At 52.4% G+C, this 26255-nt stretch carries 24 protein-coding genes and 1 pseudogene; 7 read left to right on the top strand and 18 right to left on the bottom strand.

Features of this window, described 5'->3' with window-relative positions; all coding sequences use genetic code 11:
* Positions 1 to 164: 164 nt before the first annotated feature.
* Positions 165 to 2612, bottom strand: a complete 2448-nt coding sequence (locus BLR64_RS24140) for a glycoside hydrolase family 31 protein (RefSeq protein ID WP_090718534.1) — start codon at positions 2610 to 2612, stop codon at positions 165 to 167.
* Between the two features lie 199 nt (positions 2613 to 2811).
* Here BLR64_RS24140 and BLR64_RS24135 point away from each other — a divergent pair, with 199 nt between their 5' ends.
* Positions 2812 to 3570: a tryptophan-rich sensory protein gene (locus BLR64_RS24135; RefSeq protein WP_090718531.1), complete on the top strand. Its 759-nt coding sequence runs from the start codon at positions 2812 to 2814 to the stop codon at positions 3568 to 3570.
* 82 nt (positions 3571 to 3652) lie between these two features.
* Here the strand turns inward: BLR64_RS24135 and BLR64_RS24130 are convergent, their stop codons facing one another.
* The 6 genes from BLR64_RS24130 to BLR64_RS24105 form a co-directional block, all read right to left on the bottom strand.
* Complete coding sequence (locus BLR64_RS24130; RefSeq protein WP_039869407.1) at positions 3653 to 4033, bottom strand: RidA family protein; 381 nt, start codon at positions 4031 to 4033, stop codon at positions 3653 to 3655.
* Between the two features lie 82 nt (positions 4034 to 4115).
* Positions 4116 to 4778: an oxidoreductase gene (locus tag BLR64_RS24125; protein ID WP_090718527.1), complete on the bottom strand. Its 663-nt coding sequence runs from the start codon at positions 4776 to 4778 to the stop codon at positions 4116 to 4118.
* Between the two features lie 43 nt (positions 4779 to 4821).
* Positions 4822 to 6096, bottom strand: coding sequence for an MFS transporter (locus BLR64_RS24120; RefSeq protein ID WP_090718524.1), 1275 nt, complete (start codon positions 6094 to 6096; stop codon positions 4822 to 4824).
* 116 nt (positions 6097 to 6212) lie between these two features.
* Complete coding sequence (locus tag BLR64_RS24115) at positions 6213 to 7610, bottom strand: ATP-binding protein (RefSeq protein ID WP_090718521.1); 1398 nt, start codon at positions 7608 to 7610, stop codon at positions 6213 to 6215.
* A gap of 163 nt (positions 7611 to 7773) precedes the next feature.
* Complete coding sequence (locus tag BLR64_RS24110; protein ID WP_090718518.1) at positions 7774 to 8040, bottom strand: hypothetical protein; 267 nt, start codon at positions 8038 to 8040, stop codon at positions 7774 to 7776.
* 58 nt (positions 8041 to 8098) lie between these two features.
* Positions 8099 to 8302: a CsbD family protein gene (locus tag BLR64_RS24105; protein ID WP_090718515.1), complete on the bottom strand. Its 204-nt coding sequence runs from the start codon at positions 8300 to 8302 to the stop codon at positions 8099 to 8101.
* A 475-nt stretch (positions 8303 to 8777) separates the two neighbouring features.
* On the opposite strand from BLR64_RS24105, the gene BLR64_RS24100 reads away from it, so the two are divergent.
* The 5 genes from BLR64_RS24100 to BLR64_RS31075 all read left to right on the top strand — a co-directional run bounded on the left by BLR64_RS24100 (position 8778) and on the right by BLR64_RS31075 (position 13717).
* On the top strand, positions 8778 to 9686 hold the full coding sequence (locus BLR64_RS24100) for an FMN-binding protein (RefSeq protein WP_090718512.1): 909 nt from the start codon (positions 8778 to 8780) through the stop codon (positions 9684 to 9686).
* Positions 9687 to 9736: 50 nt separating this feature from the next.
* On the top strand, positions 9737 to 11617 hold the full coding sequence (locus BLR64_RS24095; protein WP_090718509.1) for an FAD-dependent oxidoreductase: 1881 nt from the start codon (positions 9737 to 9739) through the stop codon (positions 11615 to 11617).
* Positions 11618 to 11837: 220 nt separating this feature from the next.
* Positions 11838 to 12287, top strand: a complete 450-nt coding sequence (locus BLR64_RS24090; RefSeq protein WP_139172082.1) for a hypothetical protein — start codon at positions 11838 to 11840, stop codon at positions 12285 to 12287.
* 18 nt (positions 12288 to 12305) lie between these two features.
* On the top strand, positions 12306 to 13286 hold the full coding sequence (locus BLR64_RS24085; RefSeq protein WP_090718504.1) for a polyprenyl synthetase family protein: 981 nt from the start codon (positions 12306 to 12308) through the stop codon (positions 13284 to 13286).
* A 302-nt stretch (positions 13287 to 13588) separates the two neighbouring features.
* Complete coding sequence (locus tag BLR64_RS31075) at positions 13589 to 13717, top strand: hypothetical protein (protein WP_279615485.1); 129 nt, start codon at positions 13589 to 13591, stop codon at positions 13715 to 13717.
* A 603-nt stretch (positions 13718 to 14320) separates the two neighbouring features.
* Here the strand turns inward: BLR64_RS31075 and BLR64_RS24075 are convergent.
* The 11 genes from BLR64_RS24075 to BLR64_RS24025 all read right to left on the bottom strand — a co-directional run bounded on the left by BLR64_RS24075 (position 14321) and on the right by BLR64_RS24025 (position 25907).
* On the bottom strand, positions 14321 to 15205 hold the full coding sequence (locus BLR64_RS24075; RefSeq protein WP_090718502.1) for a UbiA-like polyprenyltransferase: 885 nt from the start codon (positions 15203 to 15205) through the stop codon (positions 14321 to 14323).
* A 42-nt stretch (positions 15206 to 15247) separates the two neighbouring features.
* Entirely contained in the window at positions 15248 to 16558 is a 1311-nt protein-coding gene (locus BLR64_RS24070; protein WP_090718499.1) for an aspartate aminotransferase family protein, read from the bottom strand.
* 227 nt (positions 16559 to 16785) lie between these two features.
* Complete coding sequence (locus BLR64_RS24065) at positions 16786 to 18711, bottom strand: peptidase U32 family protein (protein WP_090718496.1); 1926 nt, start codon at positions 18709 to 18711, stop codon at positions 16786 to 16788.
* A gap of 21 nt (positions 18712 to 18732) precedes the next feature.
* On the bottom strand, positions 18733 to 19524 hold the full coding sequence (locus BLR64_RS24060) for an energy-coupling factor transporter transmembrane component T family protein (RefSeq protein ID WP_090718493.1): 792 nt from the start codon (positions 19522 to 19524) through the stop codon (positions 18733 to 18735).
* Positions 19517 to 20395 carry an energy-coupling factor transporter ATPase gene (locus BLR64_RS24055; protein WP_090718491.1) on the bottom strand — a complete coding sequence of 293 codons (879 nt, stop codon included), beginning with the start codon at positions 20393 to 20395 and terminating at the stop codon, positions 19517 to 19519. The genes BLR64_RS24060 and BLR64_RS24055 overlap by 8 nt, the downstream gene beginning before the upstream one ends.
* A complete protein-coding gene (locus BLR64_RS24050; RefSeq protein WP_090718489.1) occupies positions 20371 to 21228 on the bottom strand; it encodes an ATP-binding cassette domain-containing protein in 858 nt (285 codons plus the stop codon). The genes BLR64_RS24055 and BLR64_RS24050 overlap by 25 nt, the downstream gene beginning before the upstream one ends.
* Before the next feature lie 19 nt (positions 21229 to 21247).
* Complete coding sequence (locus BLR64_RS24045) at positions 21248 to 21811, bottom strand: Gx transporter family protein (protein WP_090718486.1); 564 nt, start codon at positions 21809 to 21811, stop codon at positions 21248 to 21250.
* Positions 21795 to 22178 (bottom strand): NusG domain II-containing protein, encoded by a 384-nt coding sequence (locus BLR64_RS24040; protein WP_068723743.1) that lies wholly within the window; start codon positions 22176 to 22178, stop codon positions 21795 to 21797. Before BLR64_RS24040 ends, BLR64_RS24045 begins: the two co-directional genes overlap by 17 nt.
* 210 nt (positions 22179 to 22388) lie before the next feature.
* Positions 22389 to 23921: an HD-GYP domain-containing protein gene (locus tag BLR64_RS24035; protein ID WP_090718484.1), complete on the bottom strand. Its 1533-nt coding sequence runs from the start codon at positions 23919 to 23921 to the stop codon at positions 22389 to 22391.
* Positions 23922 to 24424: 503 nt separating this feature from the next.
* A complete protein-coding gene (locus BLR64_RS24030; protein ID WP_090718481.1) occupies positions 24425 to 25366 on the bottom strand; it encodes an alpha/beta hydrolase in 942 nt (313 codons plus the stop codon).
* A gap of 214 nt (positions 25367 to 25580) precedes the next feature.
* A complete protein-coding gene (locus BLR64_RS24025) occupies positions 25581 to 25907 on the bottom strand; it encodes an LPXTG cell wall anchor domain-containing protein (RefSeq protein WP_167360775.1) in 327 nt (108 codons plus the stop codon).
* Between BLR64_RS24025 and BLR64_RS30435 the strand changes: the two are divergent.
* Positions 25885 to 26255, top strand: a pseudogene (locus BLR64_RS30435) (hypothetical protein); the annotation flags it as partial. The gene BLR64_RS24025 and the pseudogene BLR64_RS30435 sit on opposite strands and share 23 nt — an antisense overlap.

The following is a 26255-nucleotide window of genomic DNA, read 5'->3' as shown; positions in this document are numbered from 1 at the left end:
TTTAAAAACGTTTCTGCAATATTTTCTGCAATTTAATATAGAAATTGAAATGTATCGCGTCGGCGAAGGCCTCCGCAAAGAGATGATTGGCTCTTTTTCAATAAAATCCCACAGCAAGACGCAGCAAAAGGGCCGCCTCCATAAGGCAGCCCTAATCTGTTTCCTCAATTCCCGGCTCTGATCCGCAGCTCTCCGCCGCTCCGCTCATCCGGAACCTGGATAAGGATTGCGCCGCTTTTGCCGTTACGCGCCCACCCCTTGCGTCCTTCCTTCAGCTCATCGAGACTGATCTCAGGCAGCCCGTCTACATCATCAGCCGAGAAGAAAGGGTAGCAGAGCGCGAAGCGAAGCATCTCCCTCGGGGGCTTGTAAGCATCCGTTTTATAGAACCAGTTCAGCAGCAGCCCGTCTCCGGTCCCCTTTGCCTCCACTGCGATTTGTGAATACGCCCCTTTGCGGTAAGCAAAGCTGTGCCCGTCATCCTCATACAGTGTAAACGATGCCGTGAAGTCTTTTTCCGCCTTAGCCCCGTATAAGTGGAAAATAACGGTCTCTTCCATCTCCTCCTGCGCATATTGCTTTAGCGGACCCTCGGCAGTAAAGCTGCCCGCCTTCACATACATCGGCATAATGTGCAGCGGTGCAGCTGCAAGGATGTGCTTTCCGCCCTCATGCACCTCGCCGTCCCAATAATCCAGCCAGCAGCCTTCCGGCAGATATACCGAGCGGTGATCGGTATCCGGGCGGTAGACCGGGGCGATCAGCACATTGTCACCCAGCAGGAACTGGTCGCACAGATTGGTCACATGGGGATCACGCGGATACTCCAGAATCAGCGGCCGGATTACCGGCAGCCCGCAATCTTCCGCTTCATGGAACAGGTTATAAATATGCGGCATCCACCGGTAGCGCAGACCGATAAATTCACGCAGAATGCCCTCGACCTCCTCTCCGAACGACCAGGGCTCCTGGCGCAGCGTACCGATGGAGGAATGGTTGCGGCAGTACGGGAAGAACACACCCATCTGCGTCCACCGCACCAGCAGCTGTGCGGAGGTGTGATGGGCAAAGCCGCCGATATCCGGACCGGCAAAGGCCAGCCCCGACAGTCCCATATTAAGCACCATCGGCATAGCCATGGCCATATGCTCCCAGAAGCTGCGGTTATCCCCGGTCCACACTGCAGCATACCGCTGGATGCCTGCGTAGCCGGCCCGGGTCAGCACAAAAGGACGCTCCCCCGCCATATGCTCCGCCAGCCCCTCATAGGTCGCTTTCGACATCATCATCCCGTACAGATTGTGGTATTCCTCATGGGTAACCGGACGCCCGTCGTTGAAGTGCATGACATCGAGGTCCATCGTTTTCGATTCATTAAATACCGCCGGCTCATTCATATCATTCCAGATGCCCTGGATGCCGAGATCCGTGTAATACTTATGCAGATCCCCCCACCACTCCGCGGTCCGGCTGTCGCTGAAATCCGGGAAAGCACTGATGCCGGGCCACACCTCGCCAAAAAAGATATCCCCCTCCAGCTTCCGGCAAAAATGCTTGTTCAGCACGCCTTCTTTGTACACCTCGTATTTGGGATCCTTTTTGACACCTGGGTCTACGATCGGCACAATGCGCACACCCAGCTCGCCCAGCTCGGCAATCATCTTCTGCGGCTCAGGAAAGTTAACCGGATCGAAGGTGAATACCCGGTACTCGTCCATATAATGAATATCCAGATAGATAACATCGCAGGGGATATTCTTCTCGCGGAAGGTTCTGGCCAGCTGCAGCACCTCCTGCTGGTTCATATAGCTGTAGCGTGACTGGTGATAGCCGATAGACCACTTTGGCGGAAGAGCGATCCGTCCGGTGAGGGCCGTGTATCTTTTGACAACATCCTTCATCTCAGGCCCGTTGATAAAATATATATCATAAGCCCCTGTGGAGCAGCCAACGGTGAACGCCACCCCGTGCGAGCGCATATCAAAGTCACTGCGGCCCGTGTTATCCAGGAACAAGCCATAAGCCAGCTCACCGTGCATATGGATCAGCAGCGGAATGGATTCATACAGGGCCTCAATTTCCGGAAGATGGGGGGCGAACACATCCGTGTTCCAGTTCGTATAGCGTTCCCCGCGCTTATCAAGGAAGCTCGACTTCTCACCCAGCCCGTAAAAATGGGAATCCGGCTGCATATCATATTCCGCATGACTGGCGCCGCGCGGATTCCAGCTGGTCAGATTCTGCTGCATGATCACTTCGCCTGCAAGATTCTCCACCCGGATCAGAAAGGATGTCTTCTCTATGATCAGCCGGATGCAGCTGGTCGTAAACACCAGCTGATCCTCATCCTCCTCCACCGGAAACAGATGCGGTATGCAGCTTTCTGCGAGTACAGCCGGCGTTGTCGTCAGATCAGGCACCTGGCCGTGGAACAGCTTCATCCGGAAGATCTCGTCATTTAAAAAGACAAAGGCGATGCCTGCACGCTCACCGCGGACGATATAAATACTCTCCGAGCGCTCCCAGGACTCTACACTGCCCGGGGTATTCCAGGTTTCCGTCATGACCAGCGGCCCCATTTTTTCAGGGCGGATTGCCTCACTGCTCTCCATCTTTGTTTTCCCCCTCCTCGCTTAAACCTTCTTGTAATAAATACATATTACCCCGACTTTACGGCAGGCTATCCGCGATTTTTATGACCTGCAGGTCATTTTTTTACTGAAATTGGTCTGAACTGCAACTAAAGCGGGTATATTCTATGTAGGTCAAGACCTGACATCTAAAATACGAAGCTTAGGGAGTGAATCGATCATGACGCGAAGCAATCCGTTGAAGTGGTGGAACCTGCTGTTCTACCTCGGCGTTATCCTTGTTAATACGCTGTCTGTAGCCCTGCCGCTGGGCGGCAACAGCACCCGTGAAATCTCAGACAAATATCATACTTACCTTACCCCCGCCGGCTACGCTTTTTCCATCTGGTCACTCATTTACCTTCTGCTTGCCGGATTTGTGATCTACCAGTTCCGCTCGGACAGCGGCTCCAGGGATTCGGTACAGTCTATCGGCATCTGGTTCATCCTCACCTGTATCTTCAATATGAGCTGGCTGATTCTGTGGCATTATTTATATATCGAGCTTTCCCTCGCCGCTATGGTGCTGCTGCTGATCTCTCTGATCGTCGTTTACCGCAAAACCAGAAGGATCGACCGTCCGACTACGGGCGAACGCTGGCTGATCCGGCTGCCGTTCAGCATTTATCTCGGCTGGATTTCGGTTGCCACCATCGTCAATGTATCTGTCGTGCTGTACAAGAATGACTGGGGCGGCTTCGGCCTGGACGGCACGGTGTGGGCGGTCATCATGCTGATTGTCGGCGCACTGCTTGCCGTACTTGTCAGCTACCCGTACCGGGACAGCTTCTTCCCGCTGGTATTTGTATGGGCGTTTATTGCCATCGCCCTCGAGCAGCGGGATACAGAGAACGTCTTCCTGACCGGTTCCATTACCGCCGGCCTGCTCCTGCTGTACAGCCTGTGGCTGGCGCTTACGCCGCGGCGCAGAAGAGCCTAAGCTATTAAGCGAATGTTGGCTCTACAAGCACAAAAAAACCCGCTGTCCCGGCGTAGCCGGTTCAGCGGGTTTGTCTTCATGTTTATTTTTTGCGTGCTACTGCTTCAATCTCAACCAGGCCATCCTTCGGCAGACGTGCTACCTCAACCGCACTGCGGGCCGGATAAGGCTCGGTAAAGAAGGAGCTGTACACCTCATTAACAGCTGCGAAATCGTTCATGTCCTTCAGATAAACCGTTGTCTTCACAATATGCTCCATGGAGGCGCCGGCTTCCTCAAGAATAGCCTTCACATTATTGAGCGACTGGCGGGCCTGCTCCTGTACACCTTCAGCAAGCTCCCCCGTCTCCGGGTTCAGGCCCAGCTGTCCGGAAGTATATACCCAATTGCCGGCGGCAATGGCCTGGCTGTACGGTCCGATTGCACCGGGTGCCGCTGTTGTGGCGATCTGCTTTTTACTCATCCTTTATTCCTCCTGTCATTATGTACAGATGATTATGTCCCATTGTACGTCCTTGGCTCTGTGTATTGCAAACTTTAAGGTGTCAGCGTCCGCCGATCACATGGATAACTTCATTCGTATAGATATGCGTCCCGCCGGTATCCGCCAGAGCGATATTCACCATGGCCTTGGCAACCTTGGCTGCGGGAATGGCCCGGTAACGGGCCAGCTTGCCGGTCATAGCGAAATCCAGCGCTTTCATGACAACTGCTGCAGCACGTTCGCCCAGCCTGAACTCCGTACGTTCGCCCAGCAGCAGAGAAGGGCGGAAGATATGCAGTCCATGAAAGCCGGCAGCTGCCAGACCGTCTTCGGCCCGCCCTTTGGTCCGGATATAGAAATTGCCGGATTTCGCGTTCGCCCCCATGGAGGAGACAACCAGAAACTGCTTTACTCCGCCTGCTCTGGCCAGTGCGGCTGCCTCCAGCGGATACTTCAGGTCCACGCGCTCGAACTGTTCCTGTGAGCCGGCTTTTTTAATGGTCGTACCCAGACAGCAGAACACGGCATAGGCTCCGGAAAATTGTTCCTTATAATGTCCGAGCTGCTCCCAGTCCACTATAATCTGCTTCAGTCTGGAATCCGTCAGCGCAAGACTGCGGCGGACCAGTACACGTACCTCAGTCCATTCCCCTGCAAGTAATTCACGTGTAACGGCCTCCCCGACCAGGCCTGTAGCTCCAAGCACTACCGCTATCCTTTCCATTTCATCCTCTCCCTTCCCTGTTAATCACAGCCAGACGTTGATGCTATTCATCCCGGAGTATCCGGCGGCCCAGCAGCACAGCAAGGACGATCATCAGCACGCCGACAACAATCTGCATTCCATAGATTTGTGTCCAATCCGGCCAGTCAACAATCCATTCATATATTCTGCCCCCGAGCAGCGGTCCAAAAAAAGCCGCCAGCCCGGTAAGCGCCGCATACATCGCCATGTACATCGGCCGTTCCTTCTTCGGGGTATCCCCGATAATAAAGTTAAAGGCCAGCTGGTTGAAGCCTCCAACGCCCATACCGAAAATAATGTGGGCAGCAAACAGAACCGGCAGCATCGGCAGCACGGACAGCATGCCCCATATCAGCGAGGATAGCGCAATGATCGGCAGTGTCCAGAGCAGCAGCCGTTTATTGCTGTATTTGGCGTTCAGATTGCCCCAGACATAGAAGCTGGCCATCATGAACACGGTCTGCGACACATTGAGCAGCGAGAGCGTCTCGTAATTAATATTCAGCAACTGCAGCATGACGTACGAATAGAGCGGAACCGTAAGGTTCTGCAGCAGCAGCCAGGCGGCAAGAAATAGCGTCGATTTCATAAAGAGTCTATCGTGAAGCGGCTTCCTGAACATCGGCAAAAAGGATTTTTCCTCCGACTTTTCAAACGGTACATCCGGATAAAAGCAGAAAACGATAATATTGGCGATGGCACAGACCCACACAACAATATAGATGATGAGAAAGCCATGGGCTCCGGGATAACGGTCCAGCATAACGCCGCCCCCATACATCACCAGACTGCCAAGCGCGTTCAAAAAGGTATTACGGATGCCGAAATACCGTCCTCTTACGCGCGCAGGAACCAGATCGCTGATTACGGAGTTCCACAGCATTCCGCCCGCCGTACTGGAAATAAAAGCAGTTGTATACAAAATTATAAAAGCGGTAACCCAGTGCTCTTTCGGAAACAGAAACGGGACCAGTCCGGTCGAGCCCCACAGCAGCCTGTGCAGCGCCGTGAATATCACCATAGCCCACTTGCGGCTCGGCAGCTTCTGGATGAGAAAGGCTACGCCGATCTGCGCGATATTTACCAGTGTAGTAAGAGCAAGTACAAAACCGATCTGGCTGGAGCTTGCTCCTAAGTACAGCAGAAATCCCGTCAGAAACTGCCCCTGCAGCAGTACCTGGAAAACAGTTGAGGGAATTCCTTCAATTGTAGCAATTCTTAGATTGTTGCGGTGGACCGAAGCTTTGCGGATTCGTTTGGGACGGGTACCGGGCAGCCTGTTTCTCATGATGTTCATGGGGTGGTAACACTCCTTCGATGCGGCATTGGCTTCATTCTACTCAGCATCAACCCCAAGTCAATACAGCAAAGTCACAAAGAAAGTTGGAGGCTGCTGCTGCCCTCCACCCTAAGTTACAAGGGCAGGTAAAGTGAGAAGCGGCTCCCCTGCTGCTCTTCACTGTGCAGGGTGATAAACCCGCCCAACAGTCTCGCAAGATCATTGCTGATGGACAAGCCTAGTCCGGTTCCTCCATATTTGCGCCCGATTGTCGCATCTGCCTGCTGGAAGGCCTCGAAAATGATATCATGCTTCTCCGGGGCAATTCCAATGCCGGTATCCTGCACGTCAAAAACGATCCAGCGCCGCAGCAGGGCCCCATCTTTCTGCTCTATGGTGCGGATGTTAAGGGAGATACTGCCTTCCGTAGTAAATTTAACGGCATTCGCGAGCAGGTTACGGAGAATCTGCTGCACCCGCTGGGGATCCGAATGAATGATTTCGGGTACCTCTGCAGCCTGTGTAACCTTGAACTCCAGCCCTTTCAGCCGGGCGGCTACACTGAACTGAAGTGCCAGCAGCTCCGGAATTTCGCTGACGCTCAAGTCCTCCTTGTTGATGTCCAGCTTGCCGGCCTCTACCTTGGACAAATCCAGAATATCATTGATAAGCAGGAGCAGATCCTCGCCCGAGCGGTGGATGATCCCGGCATATTCCCCGGTTTCCTCCGAGCTTAGGGAATCTCTGTTTTCTTCTATTAATTGGGACAGGTTAATAATGCTGTTCAGCGGCGTACGCAGCTCATGTGACATCGTAGCCAGAAACTCTGATTTGTACTGCGAAGCCAGCATCAGCTGCTTGGCCCGCTCCTCCAAAACAATCTTGTTCTTGTGCAGCTCCTCGGTCTGTGAGGATAGCAGCTCATTAGCCCGGACAATCTGGCCGTTGCGCATCAGCTCCAGCTGGAAGTCCCGGATAATCAGCGCGAATAGCAGACTGAGAACCAGGCCCCCGGACAAGGTCACCGGCATAATCTCTGTAAGATAAATCCGGTCCGGAATTACGCCAAAAATAAGGATATTGACCGCATTGATCAGGTTAACTATGAGGATTACCGTTAGCCTCTTGAAGCGAAGCGATGCAGCAGAGCGGCTGACCCACAGGCTCAGGCCGGCACAGACAAAGCCCAGGATAGACAGATTAATCACGCCAGCCATCGCCGCTTCGTTTACGCCGAAGGTGAGGCGGGTGATCCCGGTGCCTACGCCGATCAGAATAAGAATGAACGGCTGAGGATAGGCCAGGGTAGAGATAATCAGCGGCACAATGCGCAGATCAAAGATTACATTTTCATCCAGACGGTAACCGAAGAAAGAGCTGACCCAGCCAGCAAAAATCGCTACCAGAACCCAAGACAGCTTTTTCACCTGTTCAGGTGCATATGTAATAGTATTTTTATATATTAGATTGCCGAGATAAGCCAATGTTATCAGCAGCGCTGTATTTACAAAAAATATTTTGAGATATTCCATTGCCTCACTCCCACAGCTTAAATAAATAACGTCCTGTCCATACTATCATATTGTTCCTTGAATTCATAAAACCACAGTTCCAGCATTATGTATATATGAATCCTGAATTAAGTCCACATAACAAGAAGAAGAGCGCAAATCATATACGATTTGCGCTCTTCTATCATATACGATTTGCGCTCTTCTTCTGAGGCGAGAACAAAGGCAGCATTCTATTCCAACGCTTTCGCGGCACCTGCATCCGGCTTATTTCTTCAACAACAGGTACCTGCCCCTTGTCCGGCTCACATTCAGCCTGTGTCCATAGCTCTGCATCAGGAAGCTTATAATACCGGGGGTTATAGGTACAGAACATGTCGCCTTGCTGGGTTAACACCCGGTCAGCATGCACTTCAATAATCCTTCCGGTGACGACGGTCGGTTTGTACATAGGACACCGCCTCTTCATGCGAATGTGACTAGCTTGTTATTTACGTAAAAAATATCCTTTAGCTGCGGATTGATTGTCCCCAGTTACGGTACTCTTCCTCAGCCTGATCTTTTGTGTGGCCGTAGCGTTCCTGCAGTTTGCCGATTAATTTATCTTTTTCCCCGTCGATTACATCAAGATCATCGTCAGTGAGCTTGCCCCACTGCTTTTTGGTCTCACCTTTGATCTGCAGCCATTTTCCTTTGAATACATTGCTGTCCATACATGTTCATCTCCTTAGTTTCCCTGTAGTTGTAGGTATATTCAGAGCTTCACGTGCTATCGTTTTATTACCCGTCGGCACCGGCAATGAATCCTGAGCAGCGAAAAGGCAACGTCGGATTTTGTCACATAATAGTCTTTATCGTTTTTTAAAGAGGGTATTCAAAATTTTTAAAATTTGATATAATCCAAACATAGCTAAATTACTTGCAGATAAATTTATTTAGGTTTAAGTGATTATTTTCACATGTTTGATCGTTTTATTATGCTAAAATGCCATCGGAGCAGAAAGAAGATGTTTTAAATTTTACCTTTTGTTTACTGATAAGTGTCAAGGTACTGCAATAAAACAGGTCTAATGCCGATAATAAGAGTGATATTTGTCATTTATAAAGTGATAAATATCACTTCCAAGTCTATTAAAATGTTTTACATTTTAATATATATATTTTAAACTATTTTGGAGGTCATAACAAATGAAAAAAGCTTCTGTAATTTTGTCAAGCGCCTTGGTTCTGGGCACCCTGCTTGCAGGCTGCGGAAACAACAACAACGCCGCTAACACTGCTGCTACCAACGCACCTGCCGAGACAACTGCACCTGCTGCAACTGAAGCAGCGACCAACGCTCCGGCTGAAGCAGGCCAATACCAGGACGGCACTTACTTCGGCACTGTTGAAGCTGATCCAGAAACCGGCTGGCAGACTTACGCTTTGCTTACAGTAGAAGGCGGTAAAATCACCAAAGCTGACTGGAACGCATTCAACGTTAAAAATGCCGGCGATCTGAAGAAGAAAGTATCCGAAGACGGTAACTACGGTCTCGTTGCCAAAGGCGGCGCTCAGGCAGAATGGCACGAACAGGCTGCTAAGGCTGAAGCTTTCCTGATCGAAAAACAGGATCCTGCTGCAATCACTACTGATGCTGAAGGACACACTGATGCTATCTCCGGAGTATCCGTACACGTTAACGACTTTACTGCTGCTGCACAGGCTGCTCTTGCTGCCGGTCCTGTAGAAGCTGGTCCTTACAAAGACGGCGGCTACAAAGCTGAAGGCGAAATGGATGCTGAATCCGGCTGGAAATCCACTGTTGCCCTGACTGTAGCTAACGGTAATGTTGTAGCTGTTAACTTCAGCGGTGTAAATGCTGCCGGCGACGATAAGAAGCAATATTCCATCGATGGTAAATACGGCATGAAGGCCGGCGGTGCTTCCGCTGAATGGCACGAAGAAATCGCACTGGCTGAAAAATACTTCCTTGAGAACAAAGGTGCAGCTCCTGCCCTTGATGCTGAAGGCAAAACAGACGCTATTTCCGGCGTATCCATCCACGTAGGCGAATACTTTACACTTGCAGAAAAAGCACTCGAAGGCGCGAAATAATTAATTCGCTCTCCTCTTGCAGCTAATCAGACGAATGAGGTGAATTTCTCTTGAAGAAAATAGTCATTTTGGGCGGCGGCTACGGCGGCGTACTCACGGCTAAGAAACTGGCAAAGAAATTTAAGAACGACAAAGATGTAGAAATTAAACTTATCGACCGGAATCCCTATCACACTCTTTTGACTGAGCTGCATGAGGTTTCAGCGAACCGCGCGCCTGAGGATTCAATTAAGATCGATCTGAAGAAAATCTTTGCAGGTCTTAAAGTTGATGTAGTTCTTGATGAGATCAGCGATATCGATTTCAAGAACAAGAAGCTTAAATCAGATAAAGCTACTTATGCTTATGATTACCTGGTAATCGGCACAGGAAGCAAACCGACCTTCTTCGGTATTCCTGGAGCTGAAGAGAATACCTTCTCCTTCTGGTCCTATGACGACGCGGTAGCGCTGAAACGTCAAATCCGCGATATGTACACCAAAGCTGCCAAGGAAAAAAATCCGGCTGTCCGCCGTGCTATGCTGACCTTCGTTATCATCGGCGCCGGCTTCACTGGTGTCGAGCTGGTCGGTGAAATGGCTGAACAACGCGATGAATTGTGCAGAGAGTTCTATATCGATCCTTCCGAGGTACGCCTGATTGTTGCAGATATGGCTCCTAAGGTTCTGCCGATTCTTCCGGATAAGCTGATTCAAAAGGCTGAAGCTCATCTCCGCAAGCTGAAGGTGGAAATCGTAACCGGCGCTAAAATCACCGAAGTGGGCAAAGGCAGTGTTGCCCTCGGCGAGAAAAACGTTGTTGAGTCCCAGACGATTGTCTGGACCGCAGGCGTAGAAGGTTCGGAAATTGTGGGCAACCTCGATGTTAAACAGGAAGGCCGCAAACGTATCGTTACCAACGAGCACCTGGAGAGCGTTGACCATAAGAATGTCTATGTTGTCGGGGATAACATCTTCTTTATTCCAGAAGGCGAAACCCGCCCTGTACCACAGATGGTTGAGAACGCTGAGCAAGCGGCTCCAGTCATTGCCGGAAACATCACAGCTGACATCAAAGGTACAGCTAAGAAAGCCTACAAACCGGGATTCCACGGTACGATGGTTTCCATCGGAAGCCGTTACGGTGTAGCGAACGTTGGACTTCCAGGCAAGCTGTTCATGCTTACCGGCTTTATGGCTATGTTGTCCAAACATTTTATCAATATGTTCTACCTCTCTCAAGTGGTAGGTTTTAACAAGGTATGGACTTACATGATGCACGAGTTCTTCCATGTTGAGAACCGCAAGAGCTTCCTGGGCGGCCATTTCTCCAAGCGTTCGCCTAACTTCTGGATCGTTCCGCTCCGTATGCTGCTCGGGGGAATGTGGCTGTATGAAGGTATCGACAAGCTGAAGAAGATCTGGGAAGATCCGGATAAGATTTTCCTGATTCCGGCTGCTCCATTTGCTACTGATGCTGCATCATCTGCCAGTGTAGCCGTTGATGCGGTTAAAGAAACAGTAGATGCCCAATCCGCAGCTTCAGCAGTATCGACTGCCAAAGAAGCCGTATCTGCACTTCCTGTCCCAGGATTTGTTTATGACACTACCAACTGGTTCATGGATTTAATGTTCTACAACAACGACGGATCTTATACTTTCCTGGCAAAATGGTTCCAAATCGGTATGGTTTGCGCCGAAATCGTCTTTGGTATTATGCTGATCGTCGGCCTGTTCACAGCGATTTCCTCGCTGGCAACCATCGCAATGGCTGCTATGATCTGGTCTTCGAAGATGGCAGCAACAGAAATGCTCTGGTATGTTGCAGCAGCGATTGCCTGCATCGGCGGCTCCGGCAGCACTTTCGGCCTGGACTACTACGTTCTGCCTTGGCTCAAGAAGCAGTGGAAGAGACTTCCGCTCGTAAGGCGCTGGTATCTCTTTACGGACTGATCTGAATCAACACTTTCTTCATGATTTATAAGCCATAATTCATATAACCATATTATTATGTGTTTTATGTGTGCTACAGTTGAATAATATATTCTAAGGAGTAATGTGTCCCTGGGACACATTACTCTCCTTGTTTAACAAGGTTTTAAAGATTGGTTTTGTAGGGATAATCAGGGCGGTGGATGCTTCCGTCAAAACCGACATGAAGGAGAGAAGCTTAATGAACAGACAACTCATTGAAGATAGCATCCGGCAATTGCAGGCTGAAATGTCCCCGGTCGCCGGTATTCAATTGGATCTCTCTCCGGCGGAATGTGAGCGGATGCTCGCGGTACTGGAACGCCATGATCTGGAATATGACCGTAAACTCCATTTGCTTGGTATTTATAGCATTCTTACCCTGGCTGCTGAGCGCCATATGGAATGCGTCCCACATCACCCCGACCTTACCCGCAACATTTTGGACGGAGATTATTTATACAGCTTCTATTTGCAGTTCGCAGTGAAATGCCGTGAGCTGGACCTGGTTGCATATCTCGCTCCCTCCGTTAAGAAAATGCAGATTAGACGTTCAAATGGAGACTTCGCAGAGTACAATCCGGCGGCTGGAATCGATGAATTCCTTCTCCAGGAGAGCAGGCAGCGAAGCCGCACAAGCAAAGCCATTTGACAGGTGGGATTCCGATAGATGAAGCTGCATGAAGCCTTACACATAGACCTGAATGAAATTAACCGTGAAATTGAAAATCTAGTGGCCCGTGATAAGGATGTCCCCAAAAAATCACAGCTTGCCCAGAGCATCCTGGAGCTGATCGGCTCCGGAGGCAAGCGTCTGCGCCCGCTTATGGTCATTGTCGGCGGCCGGTTCGGCCGCAAACCAGCCGGACGCAGAACGCTGCAGCTCTCTGCCGCTGCTGAATTTATTCACGCCGCCTCTTTAATTCATGATGATATTATCGACGATGCCGAGCTGCGGCGCGGCGGAGCTGCCCTGCATGTGAAGACCGGCGTACTCTCCGCTGTCCATATCGGCAATTACATGTCAGCCAGAGTCATCGAGCTGTTAAGCAAATATAGCGGAGACAAGAACCGCTACGTCCATGACTTGTCATCCGTAGCTACCGCCCAGCTCTGCCTTGGTGAATACCAGCAAATGGAGCATGCCTTCGATTATGATCTGACGCTCGAGCAATACCTTGAAAAGTCTCTTAACAAGACAGCGATGCTGATGGCCACCTGCCTCCGGGTCGGTGCACTCTCTACAGATAGTCCCGAAGAGGTGGCCGAGCTCCTGTACCGCTTCGGCGAGGCGCTGGGCATGTCGTTTCAGATTCAGGATGATCTGCTGGACTTCACCCAGTCTGCCGAGAAGCTGGGCAAGCCGGCCGGCAGTGATCTGCGGCACGGTCAGGTAACGCTTCCTGTCCTGTTTGCCCTTCAGGACCCTGCGCTCGCTCCCGCGATCCGCAAGATTGGTCCCGGTTCCTCCGAAGAAGAGGTTACCTATGTACTGAATCTCATCACCGGCAGCGATGCCCTTGCCCGCACTGCGGAGGTGAGCCAGAGCTATCTGGATCAGGCAGCAGCCATAATTCAGCAGCTATCCGGGTATCCGGCTCATACCGATCTGCAGACGCTGCTGCAGTATTTTGCCGGCCGTGATTACTGAGATATTAAGGTATGTATAAACACAATATGCCGCATCTTAAACGTGTTAAATTTTAACTGTTCATCAAAGAGCCTTCGGGCTCTTTTTTTTGCGTTCCAGTGCTCCCGGCAATGTGGAGACATTCCCTGATTAAGTTAAGTGTAAAAACGCCACCTAATTCACTGAAAGCTGCTGAAAAGCGGTTATTAGTTGGAAAAAGCACACCTAATATCACCTTTTAGACTATCAACCGGCCCCGCGGGGTAGATTAGATGTCGATTTTCCAACTAAACGCTCCATTTCCTTAGAAAGGGGCTATTTAGGTGGTGAAAATCCACTTAGATGCTCAGGCGCTGCAGCTTGTGCCCCCTGCTATTTTTTTCGCTTTTGCTTTTGCTTTTGCTTTTGCTTTTGCTTTTGCTAAACCAGCGAACGCAGCAAAGCGCCCGTGAGCGTTGTTTAGCCAGGGGGGTTTGGGTTTGGGTTTGGGTTTGGGTTTGGGTTTGGGTTTGGGTTTGGGTTGGGGTTGGGTTTGGGGTTGGGGTTGGGGTTGGGTTTGGGGTTGGGGTTGGGGTTGGGGTTGGGGTTGGGGTTGGGGTTGGGGTTGGGGTTGGGGTTGGGTTTGGGGTTGGGGTTGGGGTTGGGGTTGGGTTTGGGGTTGGGGTTGGGTTTGGGGTTGGGGTTGGGTTTGGGGTTGGGTTTGGGGTTGGGTTTGGGTTTGGGTTTGGGTTTGGGTTTGGGGGCTTCCACAGCAAAAAGGCCGCGTAGCCAGCCTTTACGCGCCCTTGCTGCCCGCCCCCCTACTGGGCGGGCCTGTTGTCTTTTTTGTTGTTAGCCAAGTGAGGTAAAGAGCGAGCGGAGAGGAATTTTGGAACTGTAGGAGCGGAGCGTCCGCCTGAAAGCTTTCCAAAGGAAAGCTCGCATCGGAAGCATAAGCTATGTTTGGATTTCTACCGCGGAGAGCGGGTTAAATGAGGAAATCCAAACATAACAGCGGCCGGAAGTCCAAACATTCCTCGCAGCAGAGCCTCCCCTACCGAGCGCACCCACGCCCCCTAGCTAACATAAAAATAATCAATCAGCGTGCACAGTACTATCACCATACTGATCACCTGATTCAAATTATAAGAAGCCACCTTCATCAGCTTCCGGTTCGACGGCTTGATGATCTGATGCTCCGTCATCAGAAGCAGGGTTGCGATGCCGATGCCGACCAGATACATCCAGCCCAGATCGCGCCAGACGTACAGGAAGAGCAGCAGCAGCACCATGATGAAATGCAGGCCCTTGGAGATGAGCAGCGCATTTTTCAGCCCGAAGAAGCTCGGAATCGACCAGAGGCCGTGCCGCCGGTCAAACTCGATGTCCTGGGTGCCGTAGATGATGTCAAAGCCGGCAATCCACAGCATAACGACTGTGCCGATTACAAACGGTGTGAACGCAATGTTTCCGGTCACAGCAAACCATGCACCGATGGGTGCCGAGGCAATGACAAAGCCCAGATACAGATGGCTAAGGAACGTGAAACGTTTAGTATACGAGTAACTGGAGATCAGGACAATCGCCACAGGCGACAGAATCAGGCAGAGCAGATTCAGCATGCCGGAGGCAACGATAAACACGGCGTAGTTGATAATAATAAACAGGATAACTTCCTTCTCCGCCAGCAGCTGCTGCGGCAGATGCCGGTGCGCCGTCCGCGGGTTCTGCTTGTCAAAGGTGCGGTCAACCAGCCGGTTGAAGGCGTTGGCGCCATTGCGCGCCCCGATCAGGGCAATCAGGCCCCATAGCATCATATGCCCGGAAGGCCATCCGCCGGCGGCCCAGACCATCGAGATGACGGCAAACGGCAGAGAGAAAAGCGTATGTGAGAACATAACCAGCTCGCTGAACATTTTCAGCTTAAGGGCTGTCGTCTTAAAAGCATTCATAATAACCATTGTATTCGTCCTTTACCTTTGATTCCTGTGCCTGCTGCCCGCTTAAGCCTGCACAGCGGCAGACAAACGGCGGGAGGCCTGCAGCAGCACTTCACCGAGTGCTTTGAGCAAACCATCTACATTTTCTGCTGTAACAACCAGCGGAGGCTGGAAGGCAAGCACATTGCGGCCTACGCCGTTTTTGCCGATCAGATAACCGCGGTCCTTCATGTCTTCCAGCACATCATCAGTCAGTTCGGCAGCACTTACTGCAGCATTGCCGGCCAGCTCAGCTCCCAGCATGAAGCCGGTGCCCCGCACGTCCGTGATCAGCGCCGGATAGCTCGCCTGCAGTTGCTCCAGTCCGGCTTTCAGTCGGCCGCCCAGCGCTGCCGCACGTGCCGGCAGCTGTTCACCCTCAATATAATCAAGCACAGCCAGCGCCGTAGCTGCCGAGACCGGATTACCGCCGAAGGTGGAGGCCGACGGACGGTTCAGAGAAGCGGCGATTTCATCTGTAGTGGCGAAGGCTGCCACCGGCACGCCGTTGCCGAGCGCTTTTGCCATACTGATAATATCCGGAACCACTCCAAAATGCTCGATTGCGAACATGGCGCCGGTACGGCCGTAGCCGGTCTGAATCTCATCGTCGATCAGCAGCACGCCGTATTGCTCCAGCAGCGCTTTGACCTCGCGGAAATACGTTGGAGCCGGCATAATCATGCCCCCGTTGCCCTGGATCGGCTCAACGATCATCGCGGCGATGGTATGGCCCTTTTGTTCCAGTACCCGCTTCAAGCTCTTAATAGACAGGGCCGCTGCCTCTTCCAGAGTCAGATCAGGATGATACGGCCGTTCAATGAAGGTAACGTCCTCGTCCAGATAGTTATCCGTCCGCCACATCTGCAGGCCGGTCACGCTCATTGTCAGATTGGTGCGCCCGTGCAAACCGCTCTCGAGGGCGATAAACCCTTTGCGGCCGGTGTGCATTCTGGCCAGCAGCAGCGCGCCTTCATTCGCTTCAGAGCCGGTATTCACGAAAAAGCTGCGCCGCAGGCCACCCGGAAGCACCGCCTCCAGCCGCTCTGCCAAATCTACATTGGGCTGGGTCAAATACACCGTGGATGTATGCTGGAGCTGCTGAAGCTGGGCAATGGTCCGGTCAGTAATCGCCGGATTGCAGTGCCCGCAGGCCACTACGGAAACTCCGGCAAAGAAATCCGTATACTCCTTGCCGTTCTCATCATAAACATACTGCATGCTCCCGCGTACAATTTGCGGGGCATCACGGTAAAAGTGTGCGGTGCAGGGATAGAAATACTGCCTGCGCTTGGCGGCTACAGCCTCTCTGCCAATAAATGATGTGTGTTCCATGAAGACGCCTCGCTTTCACTCGATGATTTCTGTGCAGAAGCGGATACCGCCCTGTTCAGGACGGCATACCCGTTCCATTGCTCTACCAACTATTATATCGTCTGCAGACCTGTATATGGATAAAAGATTACCAATCTTTCAAAGCTTAGATTTTGTGAAAAATGTCACTTACAATTCTATCTCTGGCAAAATAAAAAGTGTAACCCTATAATTTTAAATTTGAAATATTAATTAAACTGCAGTGAGCCCAACGTATATCCGGCATACACCGGCTTCAGCCCGCCCAGCAGCTCCTCTTTGTTCCCCTTGCCGCCAATAGCTTCCTGATAAGCTGTAATGATTGTGCGCAGCTCAGCGATGCTGTAGGTAGCCCCTTCAATCCGGAAGGTGGAGATTCCCATTCCCTTCATCTCATCGAGCACCGGCAGGTAGCACAGCTCTTTAGCGAACAGCAGGTGACAGCGGCCGTATTGATCGCGGTAGACCGGATTTTCACCTTTATCCGTTTTGAGCACCAGGACGTTATTGCTGACAAACAGGTTGTCTTCCTCACCGATTGGCTCCATAACTTCAGTGTTCTCGAACAGATCATGCTCCATATACATCAGCGCCGGCGTGCCGTGCACGACAACTTCAAGCGGCAGATCACAGCGGGAGGTAAAGGCGGCAAAATGCTCTAGCGTCATCTCCGGTGAAACGGTCAGCTTTTGCAGACCCAGTCCGGTATACAGCTCAGCAGCCAGATGATTGTACACATTAAGATTCACATCCCCGATCATCGGATACCCCATATCCTTAAAGCGGCGGATCGCTCCCAGATTCGTAACCAGCAAACCGTCTACCGGCAGGCGTTCTCCGCCCAGCAGCTGGCTGAACTGGTCGAAATGCAGCTCTGTCATCATCCGCGGCATGCCCAGATACAGCTTGGTCTCACCTTTTAGCGCGCCCAGCTCTTTAATATCCTGTTTGGTCAGCGGCAGATCCGGTTCAAACACGTCGCCCGGCAGATACAAATGCTCAACACCAAGCTCCAGCGCCAGCTTCGCCTGTTCCATATTGTTGACTCGCACTGCCAGTTCAGGCTTATTCACCTGCGCCTTTTTGCCTTCTGCCATCCGCTCACGGAGCTGGATTACCCGGCTCTCCGAGAGCTCACGCTCTGCTGTAGGGGTGCTGAACACTTTTCCCGTACTGTAGAATTTCCCTGTTCCCTCATAGCGGCGGTTAATATTCGATAATCCCGGCTTGCCAAAAGCGTACGCGGTGGAAAAGTCGCGTTTGCGGTTGTTGTACAGCATTTTGGAGTCCACCGTACGGTTAAAGCCGACCGGATCATCAATATAGCGGTCAATCGCTTCGCCATAGCTGTTCGCCAGCATGACCATAAAGTCCTTATCGCGCATCCGGCCTTCAATTTTGAAGGAGGTTATGCCCGATTCAATCAGCTCCGGAAGATGCTCGTACATGAACATATCTTTGACCGCCAGCGGATATTCAGCCGGGAAGACATAGCCATCCTTCTTGATCCGGTAATCCCAGCGGCAAGGCTTCATGCATTTGCCCCGGTTGCTGCTCATTCCGAACACCTGGGAGCTGAAATAGCAGTTGGCCCCGTGCACCGAGCACATATCACCGTGAATGAAATACTCCAGCTCCATTCCGCTTCTCTGCCCCAGCAGCTTCGCTGTCTGCAGGTCCATCTCACGTGAAGTGACCACCCGGCTTACCCCGAGATCGCGCAGCGCATAGATCATTTCAAGATTGTGGACATTCATCATGACTGAAGCATGAATCGGAACGGTCAGCCCCATCTCGCGGATCAGCTCCAGCACCGCCATATCCTGCACAATCAGCGCATCCGGCTGAACCTCGTCCAGGAACCGCAGATACTCTCTGGCTTCCTCCACATCTTCTTCACTAAACAGATTATTGACGGTGACATAGACTTTTTTACCGAGATTATGGGCCATCACCAGCGCCTGGGCAATCTCCTCATGCGATAGGTTGTAGCCCTTGCGCATCATCCGCATATTCAGGACCGGACCGCCAAAATAAACCGCATCACAAGCCGATTGAACGACTTCCTTGAAGATTTCAAAGGTTCCTGCCGGTGCCAGTAGTTCAATTTCCCTGCCATTAAAATAACGTGCCATGCTTGTTTCCCCCTAAAAATATTACAGTACTGCTACTGCAACTCCCATGATGATGAACATTACGACGAATAAGGTATCAGCTGTGCCCCACCTCAGGCGGTGATACCGGGTGCGGGGCGCATCCATGCGGAAGCCTCTGGCCTCCATGGAATAGACCAGATCCTGTGCCCGGCGGAAGGCGCTTGTGATTACAGGTACAAGCAGCGATACCAGCATCCGTCCCTTTTCCTTCAGCGGCAGCTCCTTGAGATCCGCCCCCCGTGAGGCCTGTGCCTTCAGAATAATCTGCGATTCATCAAGAATCGTCGGAATAAAGCGCAGCGCAAGCCCGATCATCATGGTCAGCCGGTCAGGCTTCAGTCCAAGCTTCTTGAACGGGGACAGAATCCCCTCCAGCCCCTGATTCAGCTTGCCCGGAGTCGTCGTAAACGTAAGCAGGGAAGTGAAAGTGACCAGGAACAGCATCCGGATGACGGAAAAAGCACCCAGCCGCAGACCGCCCTCATACAGCGAAAAGGAGCCTAAGGTCAGCCAGGCTTCGCCTTCTTTTACCGAGAGCATCTGTACAATAAAAATAAACAGCATCAAAAAACGCAACGGCTTCGCCGATTTAATGAAATATTTGAGCGGGATACGCGTTGACAGCATCACTGCTACCGAGAATACCGCCAGCAGCCCCATGGCTGCCCAGGAATGCGAAAGCAGAATAATGGCGAGGTACAGCAGCATTCCGGTTATTTTGGACCGGGCATCCAGCTTGTGTACCCAGGAGCCGGTCTCTATGCTGCGTCCGAGCAGCAGACGTTCATTCATGGCTATCCCTCATTCCTTCGGCCTGCAGCAAAGCGATCCGCTCAGCCAGGCTGTCTGCAGTCAGGCAGGGCTGCTCGCCCTCCAGTCCGAAACGCCGGGCAACCGCATGCCAATACCGGAGCGACTGCGGAACACTAAGACCGCAGCGCTCCAGAATATCCGGGTCTTGCGCAAGCGCAAGGCCGCTCCCCTGAAACATAAGCCCGCCTTCCTTGAGCAGCGCCCAGTGATCAGCGTACGGCAGCAGCTCGTCCATGCGGTGGGTTACAATAATAATGGTCCGGCCCTGCTCGCGGCAGAGCCGCTCCAGCAGCCCGATCAGCTCAGCCCGGCTGAGCGGGTCCAGTGTCGCTGTCGGTTCATCCAGAACAATAATCTCCGGATCCATCGCCAGTACGGAAGCAATGGCCGCCTTGCGCATCTGACCTCCGCTTAATCGGAACGGATTGCGCTCCAGCAGCTCAAGATCCAGTCCCATATCGGTCATAGCCTGACGGGCGCGCGCCTTGGCCTCCTCCGGGCTCATTCCGAAATTAAGCGGCCCGAAGATCAGGTCCTTCTCGACCGTCTCTTCAAACATCTGCTGCTCCGGGAACTGAAAGACCAGGCCGACCCTGCGGCGCAGCGGCAGCAGCCGGGGCGCTTTTTCCCCTGCCTGTATCGTCACATCCAGTACCTGGACCGTCCCCTGGGACGGCTTCAGAATCCCGTTAAACAGCTGCAGAAGCGTAGACTTCCCGGAGCCGGTTGCTCCGGCGATACCCACCATGGAGCCTTGGGCAATACTGAGATTAATATCATGCAGCGCCGTCTGCCTCCACAGGCTCCGGTCAGCGTAGGTATAGCTTACTTGCTGTAGTTGTATGGCCATAACGTATCTATAAGCTCCTTTTCACTGGCGGGAACATCCGTCCTGATGCCTAAGCGCTGTAATTCACGGGCAAGCTGCCAGGGATACGGCTCACGCAGATGACATCTGGCAAGGAGCTCCTGATCCCGGAACAGCTCCTCCGGTGTCAAATCTGCCGCCAGGCTGCCCCCGTGAAGGGCCAGCACCCGGTCGGATGCCAGAATCTCATCTGCATCATGCGTAATCATCAGAATGGTGTAGCCTTCATCACGCATTCCCTGCAGAATAACCAGCAGCTCATTGCGGCTGCCCTCGTCCAACATGGAAGAGGCCTCGTCAAAAATGACGATGCCTGGCTTCATGGCTAGAATGGAGGCGATAGCCACCCGCTGCTTCTGGCCGCCGGACAGCTCACCGGGATGTTTGGACAGCAGATGGCTGATCCCCAGCTTCTCTGTATACAGCTTCAGGCGTTCGTCCATCTCATCATAGGATAAACAGAGCCCTTCCAGACCGAACAGGATATCCTCCTCTACGGTAGCCCCGACAAACTGGTTGTCAGGATTCTGAAAGACCATGCCGATGCTGCCGCGGATTGATCCAATGGTTTCTTCCTCCAGAGGCTGCCCGCAGACTACGATTTCGCCAGCGCTTTTGGGAAGCAGGGCGTTCAGCAGCTTAACGAGCGTTGATTTGCCGCAGCCGTTCGGGCCGACAATGCTTACCCACTGCCCCCGGGGAACCGACAGCGTAATATTGTGCAGAATAGGGTGCTCCGGATCATAACCGAATGCCACCCCTTCCAGAGAGATGACTGCGTCTCCTGTTTCATTTACAATGTTAGTTTCCTTCATGTTCGTCATCCTTCCGCAGCTAGTGGCTCCGTCCGTCCAAAAACTCTTCAAACAGCGAAATCTTTGACAGTGAAGCCACCAGATAACGCACTGCAAAGCCGACCAGAATTCCGGTTACAATCCCGGTAATCAGCAGAATTGGCAGGTAGTACAGAATACTTGCAGAATTAAATACCATGGATGCTGCCAGCAGCTGTCCGGTATTATGGGCAAGCCCGCCGGCGATGCTGATGCCGATGACACTCAGTTTTTTGCCGGTGAAGCGGACAAGCAGGAACATAACCACGAAGCTGAGCAGGGAGCCGAACAGACTGAAGAGCAGGCTTGAGAACGTACCAAGCAGGAATGCAGTAAGCAGGGTCTTCAGGATCACCAGTACAAAAGCATCGCGCCCGCGTAAAAAGAAAATACAAGTCAGAATCATGATGTTGGCAAAGCCCAGCTTGGCGCCGGGCATCAGTCCCATTCCGGCAAGCGGAATCTGGGCTTCCACTATACTAAGCACTACAGCAACGGCCGCAAATATCGCGATAATGACCGTTCTTTTCAGCGCGGTTGCCGATTCCTTACTGGACATAGCCATCGATTTCATCTCCTCCCGAGGTCCCTGCAATCTCTACCAGCACCCGGTGCGGCAGACAGACAATGGTCTGTTTGGGCTGGGTAATCCGGCCGAAGCCGAGACATACCTGATCGGGGCAATCCGCTTCATACATTTCGATTCCGTAGTCATGCACTTTTAAAAGGTTATAGCCCCGCTCTGTGCGGATTTCGATACTCTGTTCTTCCTTTGTAAGCTGCACAGTCTTAAACAGCTTGCCGTCTACTGTTATGTTGGCCACGAGATTCTTGCCCGGCCCGCCTTTATCATCGCCCAGCCATCTTGGCACGAGAAAGGCAAGCGCAGCAATCAGCACGATGGAAATAAGCAGCACATCTGCGCGTTTCATAGGATTCTCCTTATTTTTTAATTAAAAACCAGACTTCATAATTATAACGGTCTGCCCTTAATCCTTCAATGAATGTAGTCGTTAATTGTCGGTTTTACAGAGCTGTTTCACAAAATAGGCACGCAAGCAGAAGCGGACACCTCCATAATCTGGATGGTATCCGCTTTCTCCTGAAAAGCATGAGACCGGGAACACGGACTGCTGTGCTTGCTATCCGGTACGCCCCGGATATTCCCGCTCGTCCTTGTGTATATTTTTGCCGAAGTGGGCCAGGAATAACCCGGCGAACCGCGGATCCCACTGGCTGCCCCGCCCCTTCTCCAGAATAGCCAGCGCCTGCTCATGGTCCATGCCCTTGCGGTAAGGCCGGTCCGAGGTCATCGCATCATAGGCATCCGCCACGGCAATAATCCTGCCGTGCAGCGGAATGTCCATCCCGGCCAGACCGTCTGGATACCCTTTCCCGTCGTAGCGCTCATGGTGTGAGCGCACGCCGCCCAGGTACGGAGCCATTTTCTCCACCGGCTCAATCTGGCGCAGTATATTTTCCCCGAGCACCGGATGGCTCTTGATCTGGTCGAATTCCTCGTCCGTCAGATTGCCTTCCTTGAACAGGACGTTATCGGGTACGCCAATTTTGCCGATGTCATGCAGCAGCGCCGACTTGCGAAGATCGTCCAGGCTTTGACCGGTCAGACCGGCCAGCTGTCCGATAATAACCGAGTACTCCGCCACCCGCAGCGAGTGGCCTGCAGTATAAGAGTCCCGGGCATCCAGAGCAACTGCGAGCGTCGTAAAATAGCTGTCCAGCAGCTGCCGGCTCTGCTGCTCACGGTCCTGCAGTCCGCGCACCATCATATTAAATCCGGCGACCAGCTTGGAGAATTCATCGGAATATTCATCCTGCACCTGCAGGAGGCGGCCGTCTTTGATATTGTTCATAGCCTTATACAGCTCGTTAATCGGGTGCTGCACACTGTTGGTCAGGAGGAGGGCCGCCACCGAGGAGAACAGGGTGCCGATCAGCAGCACCATCCCTGCCCAGACCCAATAATTCTGGACTACGACCAGCAGGCCGGTTCCGTTATTGTTCATTCGTATATGGGTCGCCATAATAAAAAGAAACAGCGGGAACGTGCCGATCAGCATACAGCTGATCAGGAATTTCGGACGGATGGGCACAAAGACATGACCTTCCAGCGAGAAATCGACTTTGTACAGCTCCATTGCCCGGTTCCTGAAATCCTTGATCAGCGGAATAATAGCCGAACAGGTCAGATAAAATTCGATCAGCGCATGCATGCTGGCCACAAGAATGGCTCCGACAACGGCCATAACCAGATAAAAGTACGGTATAGTAAGCAGGCCGGTGTGAATCATCCAGATGGTCATCAGAGCTGCCGGCAGCGACAACCCCAGAAGATGCGGGCCTAGAATCCGCACAACAGCGTTTCTGGGCAGCTGGTGGGTGTGCAGATAAGCCGCCTCCAGCACATCCAGTGCAGGCTCCGGGTCCAGCAGGGCCGTCCGGATCGGCTTGATCTGCCTCAAGAACACACTGATTTCCGTAACTGCCATTATAATGAATGAGAGCAGCAGTACAATCAGCAGCCGGCCGTACTCCACAGTGCTGATTTCCAGAGAAGTAAGCAGGATCAGGCTGCCTACCGCCATAACCGCAATGACGGAGCCGAATAAATAATTGCCAATCTGCTTTCTTAAAAATGCCCCGTATATACTCATTAGCTCTCCCATCCCCGGTCTTACCCAGTTCCTACTTATATTTGCGCTTTTAAATATTTCGTGATATAATATAGGAATATTTGTTTAGGTGTATATGTATCCCCTTCAAGAAGATGTCAGGCCGATTGTTTTACTTCTTTTTAATATCGGCAATCCGGACACAAAATCTTACGTTTTCTTGCATGACTCTTCCTTTTTATGAGATGAAATTCGAACATAGTATTCCGATTCACACTGGCGCGGCCACGGAGCCGCAAGGACAAGAGAGAGGTAGGGCTCTTGTCGTTTTGGAAGGATTATTCTCGCCATACGGCTGCTGGAAATAACAAGGAACTTTTGACACCCGTTACGCTCACTGACGGCGGGGGATGAATATACCTATAAGACATGGTTTAGCTGCTTATACGTTGCATGAAGCAGGCCATGTGTGGAACATATTAGTGCCCGGTAACCGCGCCAAGCGGATACCGGGCACGTCTACTTTCCAGGGGATTTTTCCGGAATCATTGTACATACCGCTGCACAAAGCCGCTTACCCTGGCGATATACCCCGTCTTATCCGTATCGTAAGCCAAACCATGTCCCGCCCCGTGCACGATCAGCTTTTCTTTCGGGGCACTGCAGGCCTGATACAGTTCCTCCATCATGTAAAAGGGTACGAACCTGTCTGCATCTCCATGAATGAACAGAATCGGCACCCTGGCCTTACGCACCTGCCTGAGCGCGGAGGCATCGCCGAAGAAGTAACCTGCTTTGATCCGGGTAACCAGGCTGGCACACTGTACGAACGGAAAGCCCGGCAGACGGTACATCCGCCGGAGCTGATAGGACAGCTGCGCCTTCACCGAGCTGTAACCACAGTCTTCCACGATGGCCTTGACCTGCGCCGGAAGCTCTTCTCCCGAAGTCATCAGCACTGTCGCCCCGCCCATGGATACCCCGTGGAGCACAATCCGGGCCTCTGTTCCGGTCTCTTCCAGGATATAATCAATCCATTTCACCATATCCCGGCGTTCCGGCCAGCCGAATCCGATATAATGGCCTTCACTTTGCCCATGGCCCCTCGAATCCGGTAGCAGTACATTATAGCCCAGACGCTCGTAATACATTTTGGCAATGGCACCCATGTCCTTTCCCTTTCCGGAATAACCGTGGGCGATGATGACCGTACGGCCTTCTGCCCGTTCAGAAGGAAGAAAATAACCCTTAAGCTGCAGGCCGTCATCCGAAACGAGCTGGACTTCCCGGAAATGCTGGCGGGAAACCCACTCGGCCCCCTCACCCCAGGAGGCCCCGGCAACAGGCGGATCGACCTTCAGATCCGGACTGCTGGCCAAAAACTCCTTGGGTGCACGGTGGATTGCCACCCCGTAGAAAAAAAATCCGGCATAAAGCAGCGCAGCGGCTGCAATTATAATGATTGCTGCTATAATGATCATCCACATCTGTATTGCCTCCTTGCAATCAGCATCTGCTTGTTAGCCGCCCGGTCCATGTTCTAATATCCTATGGCTGCTAATGTCTGCAAAGTATAGCATGCTGTACTGGCATTTGCGAAAAGCAGCATAAAAAAGGCTGCCCGGAGCTATACCCCTTCCGGCAGCAGCCTTTAAGCCTTCCTGGCGGAAACCCTAATTCATCCGCCGGGCTTTACTGTTTCTAGCGTTTGCGTTTGCCGGTTCTGGTTCTGCTTAGCAGCAGCCCCAAAGCGGCCAGCGTCAGACCTGTAATATAATACGGAGCATGGCTCGATTCCCCGGTCTGCGGCAATGTAGCGACTGCCGCTGCTGTAGTGCCGGGATCGGTAACACTTCCCAGCGGAATTTCATCATCAAGAATAATTTCATCATCCGGTCCCGGACCGGCTGTCGGACTTGGCACCGGTGTTGCCTGCGGTGCAGTCACTCCTCCTGCGGCTGCCGTTGCGCTTGCTCCTGGACCAAGCGGTACAGGATTATCGTCGATGACCAGTTCGTCATCTGTCACAATTGTTCCAATGACCGTCGGACCGGTCGGAGTTAACGGCGTTCCGCCCGGAATAGCGACTACACTCGTCGGCTGGGCCGTTGCCAGTGCTGTAGGGGCAGGCGTTGTAACGCTTGTTGGCGCTGCTGTAGGGGTGCCTGATGTCGGTGTTGCTGCTGGCGGTTCAGTTGCCGGAGTACCTGAAGTCGGCGTTGGCGTTGCTGCTGTTGTCGGTACCGACGTCGGCGTGCTTGTCGGCGCTGCCGTTGGCGTTGCTGCTGTTGTCGGTACCGGCGTCGGCGTGCTTGTCGGCGCTGCCGTTGGTGTCGGTGTTGGTGCTGTTGTCGGTACCGGCGTCGGTGTGCTTGT

The sequence above is a fragment of the Paenibacillus typhae genome (assembly GCF_900099765.1).
GTDB classification, from domain to species: Bacteria; Bacillota; Bacilli; order Paenibacillales; family Paenibacillaceae; genus Paenibacillus_AQ; species Paenibacillus_AQ typhae.
The sequence above is the reverse complement of the archived record's forward strand: the minus strand, read 5'-3'. Positions and strand labels throughout refer to the sequence as shown.

Bases quoted from the DNA above. Each gene is read 5' to 3' on its own strand.
- BLR64_RS24030 (WP_090718481.1), bottom strand. From the start codon at position 25,366: ATGTGGATGATCATTATAGCAGCAATCATTATAATTGCAGCCGCTGCG.
- BLR64_RS24115 (WP_090718521.1), bottom strand. From the start codon at position 7,610: ATGGAATATCTCAAAATATTTTTTGTAAATACAGCGCTGCTGATAACA.
- BLR64_RS24140 (WP_090718534.1), bottom strand. From the start codon at position 2,612: ATGGAGAGCAGTGAGGCAATCCGCCCTGAAAAAATGGGGCCGCTGGTC.
- BLR64_RS24070 (WP_090718499.1), bottom strand. From the start codon at position 16,558: ATGGAACACACATCATTTATTGGCAGAGAGGCTGTAGCCGCCAAGCGC.
- BLR64_RS24110 (WP_090718518.1), bottom strand. From the start codon at position 8,040: ATGTACAAACCGACCGTCGTCACCGGAAGGATTATTGAAGTGCATGCT.
- BLR64_RS24045 (WP_090718486.1), bottom strand. From the start codon at position 21,811: ATGGCTATGTCCAGTAAGGAATCGGCAACCGCGCTGAAAAGAACGGTC.
- BLR64_RS24065 (WP_090718496.1), bottom strand. From the start codon at position 18,711: ATGGCACGTTATTTTAATGGCAGGGAAATTGAACTACTGGCACCGGCA.
- BLR64_RS24120 (WP_090718524.1), bottom strand. From the start codon at position 6,096: ATGAACATCATGAGAAACAGGCTGCCCGGTACCCGTCCCAAACGAATC.
- BLR64_RS24105 (WP_090718515.1), bottom strand. From the start codon at position 8,302: ATGGACAGCAATGTATTCAAAGGAAAATGGCTGCAGATCAAAGGTGAG.
- BLR64_RS24100 (WP_090718512.1), top strand. From the start codon at position 8,778: ATGAAAAAAGCTTCTGTAATTTTGTCAAGCGCCTTGGTTCTGGGCACC.
- BLR64_RS24135 (WP_090718531.1), top strand. From the start codon at position 2,812: ATGACGCGAAGCAATCCGTTGAAGTGGTGGAACCTGCTGTTCTACCTC.
- BLR64_RS24055 (WP_090718491.1), bottom strand. From the start codon at position 20,395: ATGGCCATACAACTACAGCAAGTAAGCTATACCTACGCTGACCGGAGC.
- BLR64_RS24085 (WP_090718504.1), top strand. From the start codon at position 12,306: ATGAAGCTGCATGAAGCCTTACACATAGACCTGAATGAAATTAACCGT.
- BLR64_RS24050 (WP_090718489.1), bottom strand. From the start codon at position 21,228: ATGAAGGAAACTAACATTGTAAATGAAACAGGAGACGCAGTCATCTCT.
- BLR64_RS24130 (WP_039869407.1), bottom strand. From the start codon at position 4,033: ATGAGTAAAAAGCAGATCGCCACAACAGCGGCACCCGGTGCAATCGGA.
- BLR64_RS24040 (WP_068723743.1), bottom strand. From the start codon at position 22,178: ATGAAACGCGCAGATGTGCTGCTTATTTCCATCGTGCTGATTGCTGCG.
- BLR64_RS24060 (WP_090718493.1), bottom strand. From the start codon at position 19,524: ATGAATGAACGTCTGCTGCTCGGACGCAGCATAGAGACCGGCTCCTGG.
- BLR64_RS24075 (WP_090718502.1), bottom strand. From the start codon at position 15,205: ATGGTTATTATGAATGCTTTTAAGACGACAGCCCTTAAGCTGAAAATG.
- BLR64_RS24125 (WP_090718527.1), bottom strand. From the start codon at position 4,778: ATGGAAAGGATAGCGGTAGTGCTTGGAGCTACAGGCCTGGTCGGGGAG.
- BLR64_RS24090 (WP_139172082.1), top strand. From the start codon at position 11,838: ATGAACAGACAACTCATTGAAGATAGCATCCGGCAATTGCAGGCTGAA.
- BLR64_RS24035 (WP_090718484.1), bottom strand. From the start codon at position 23,921: ATGAGTATATACGGGGCATTTTTAAGAAAGCAGATTGGCAATTATTTA.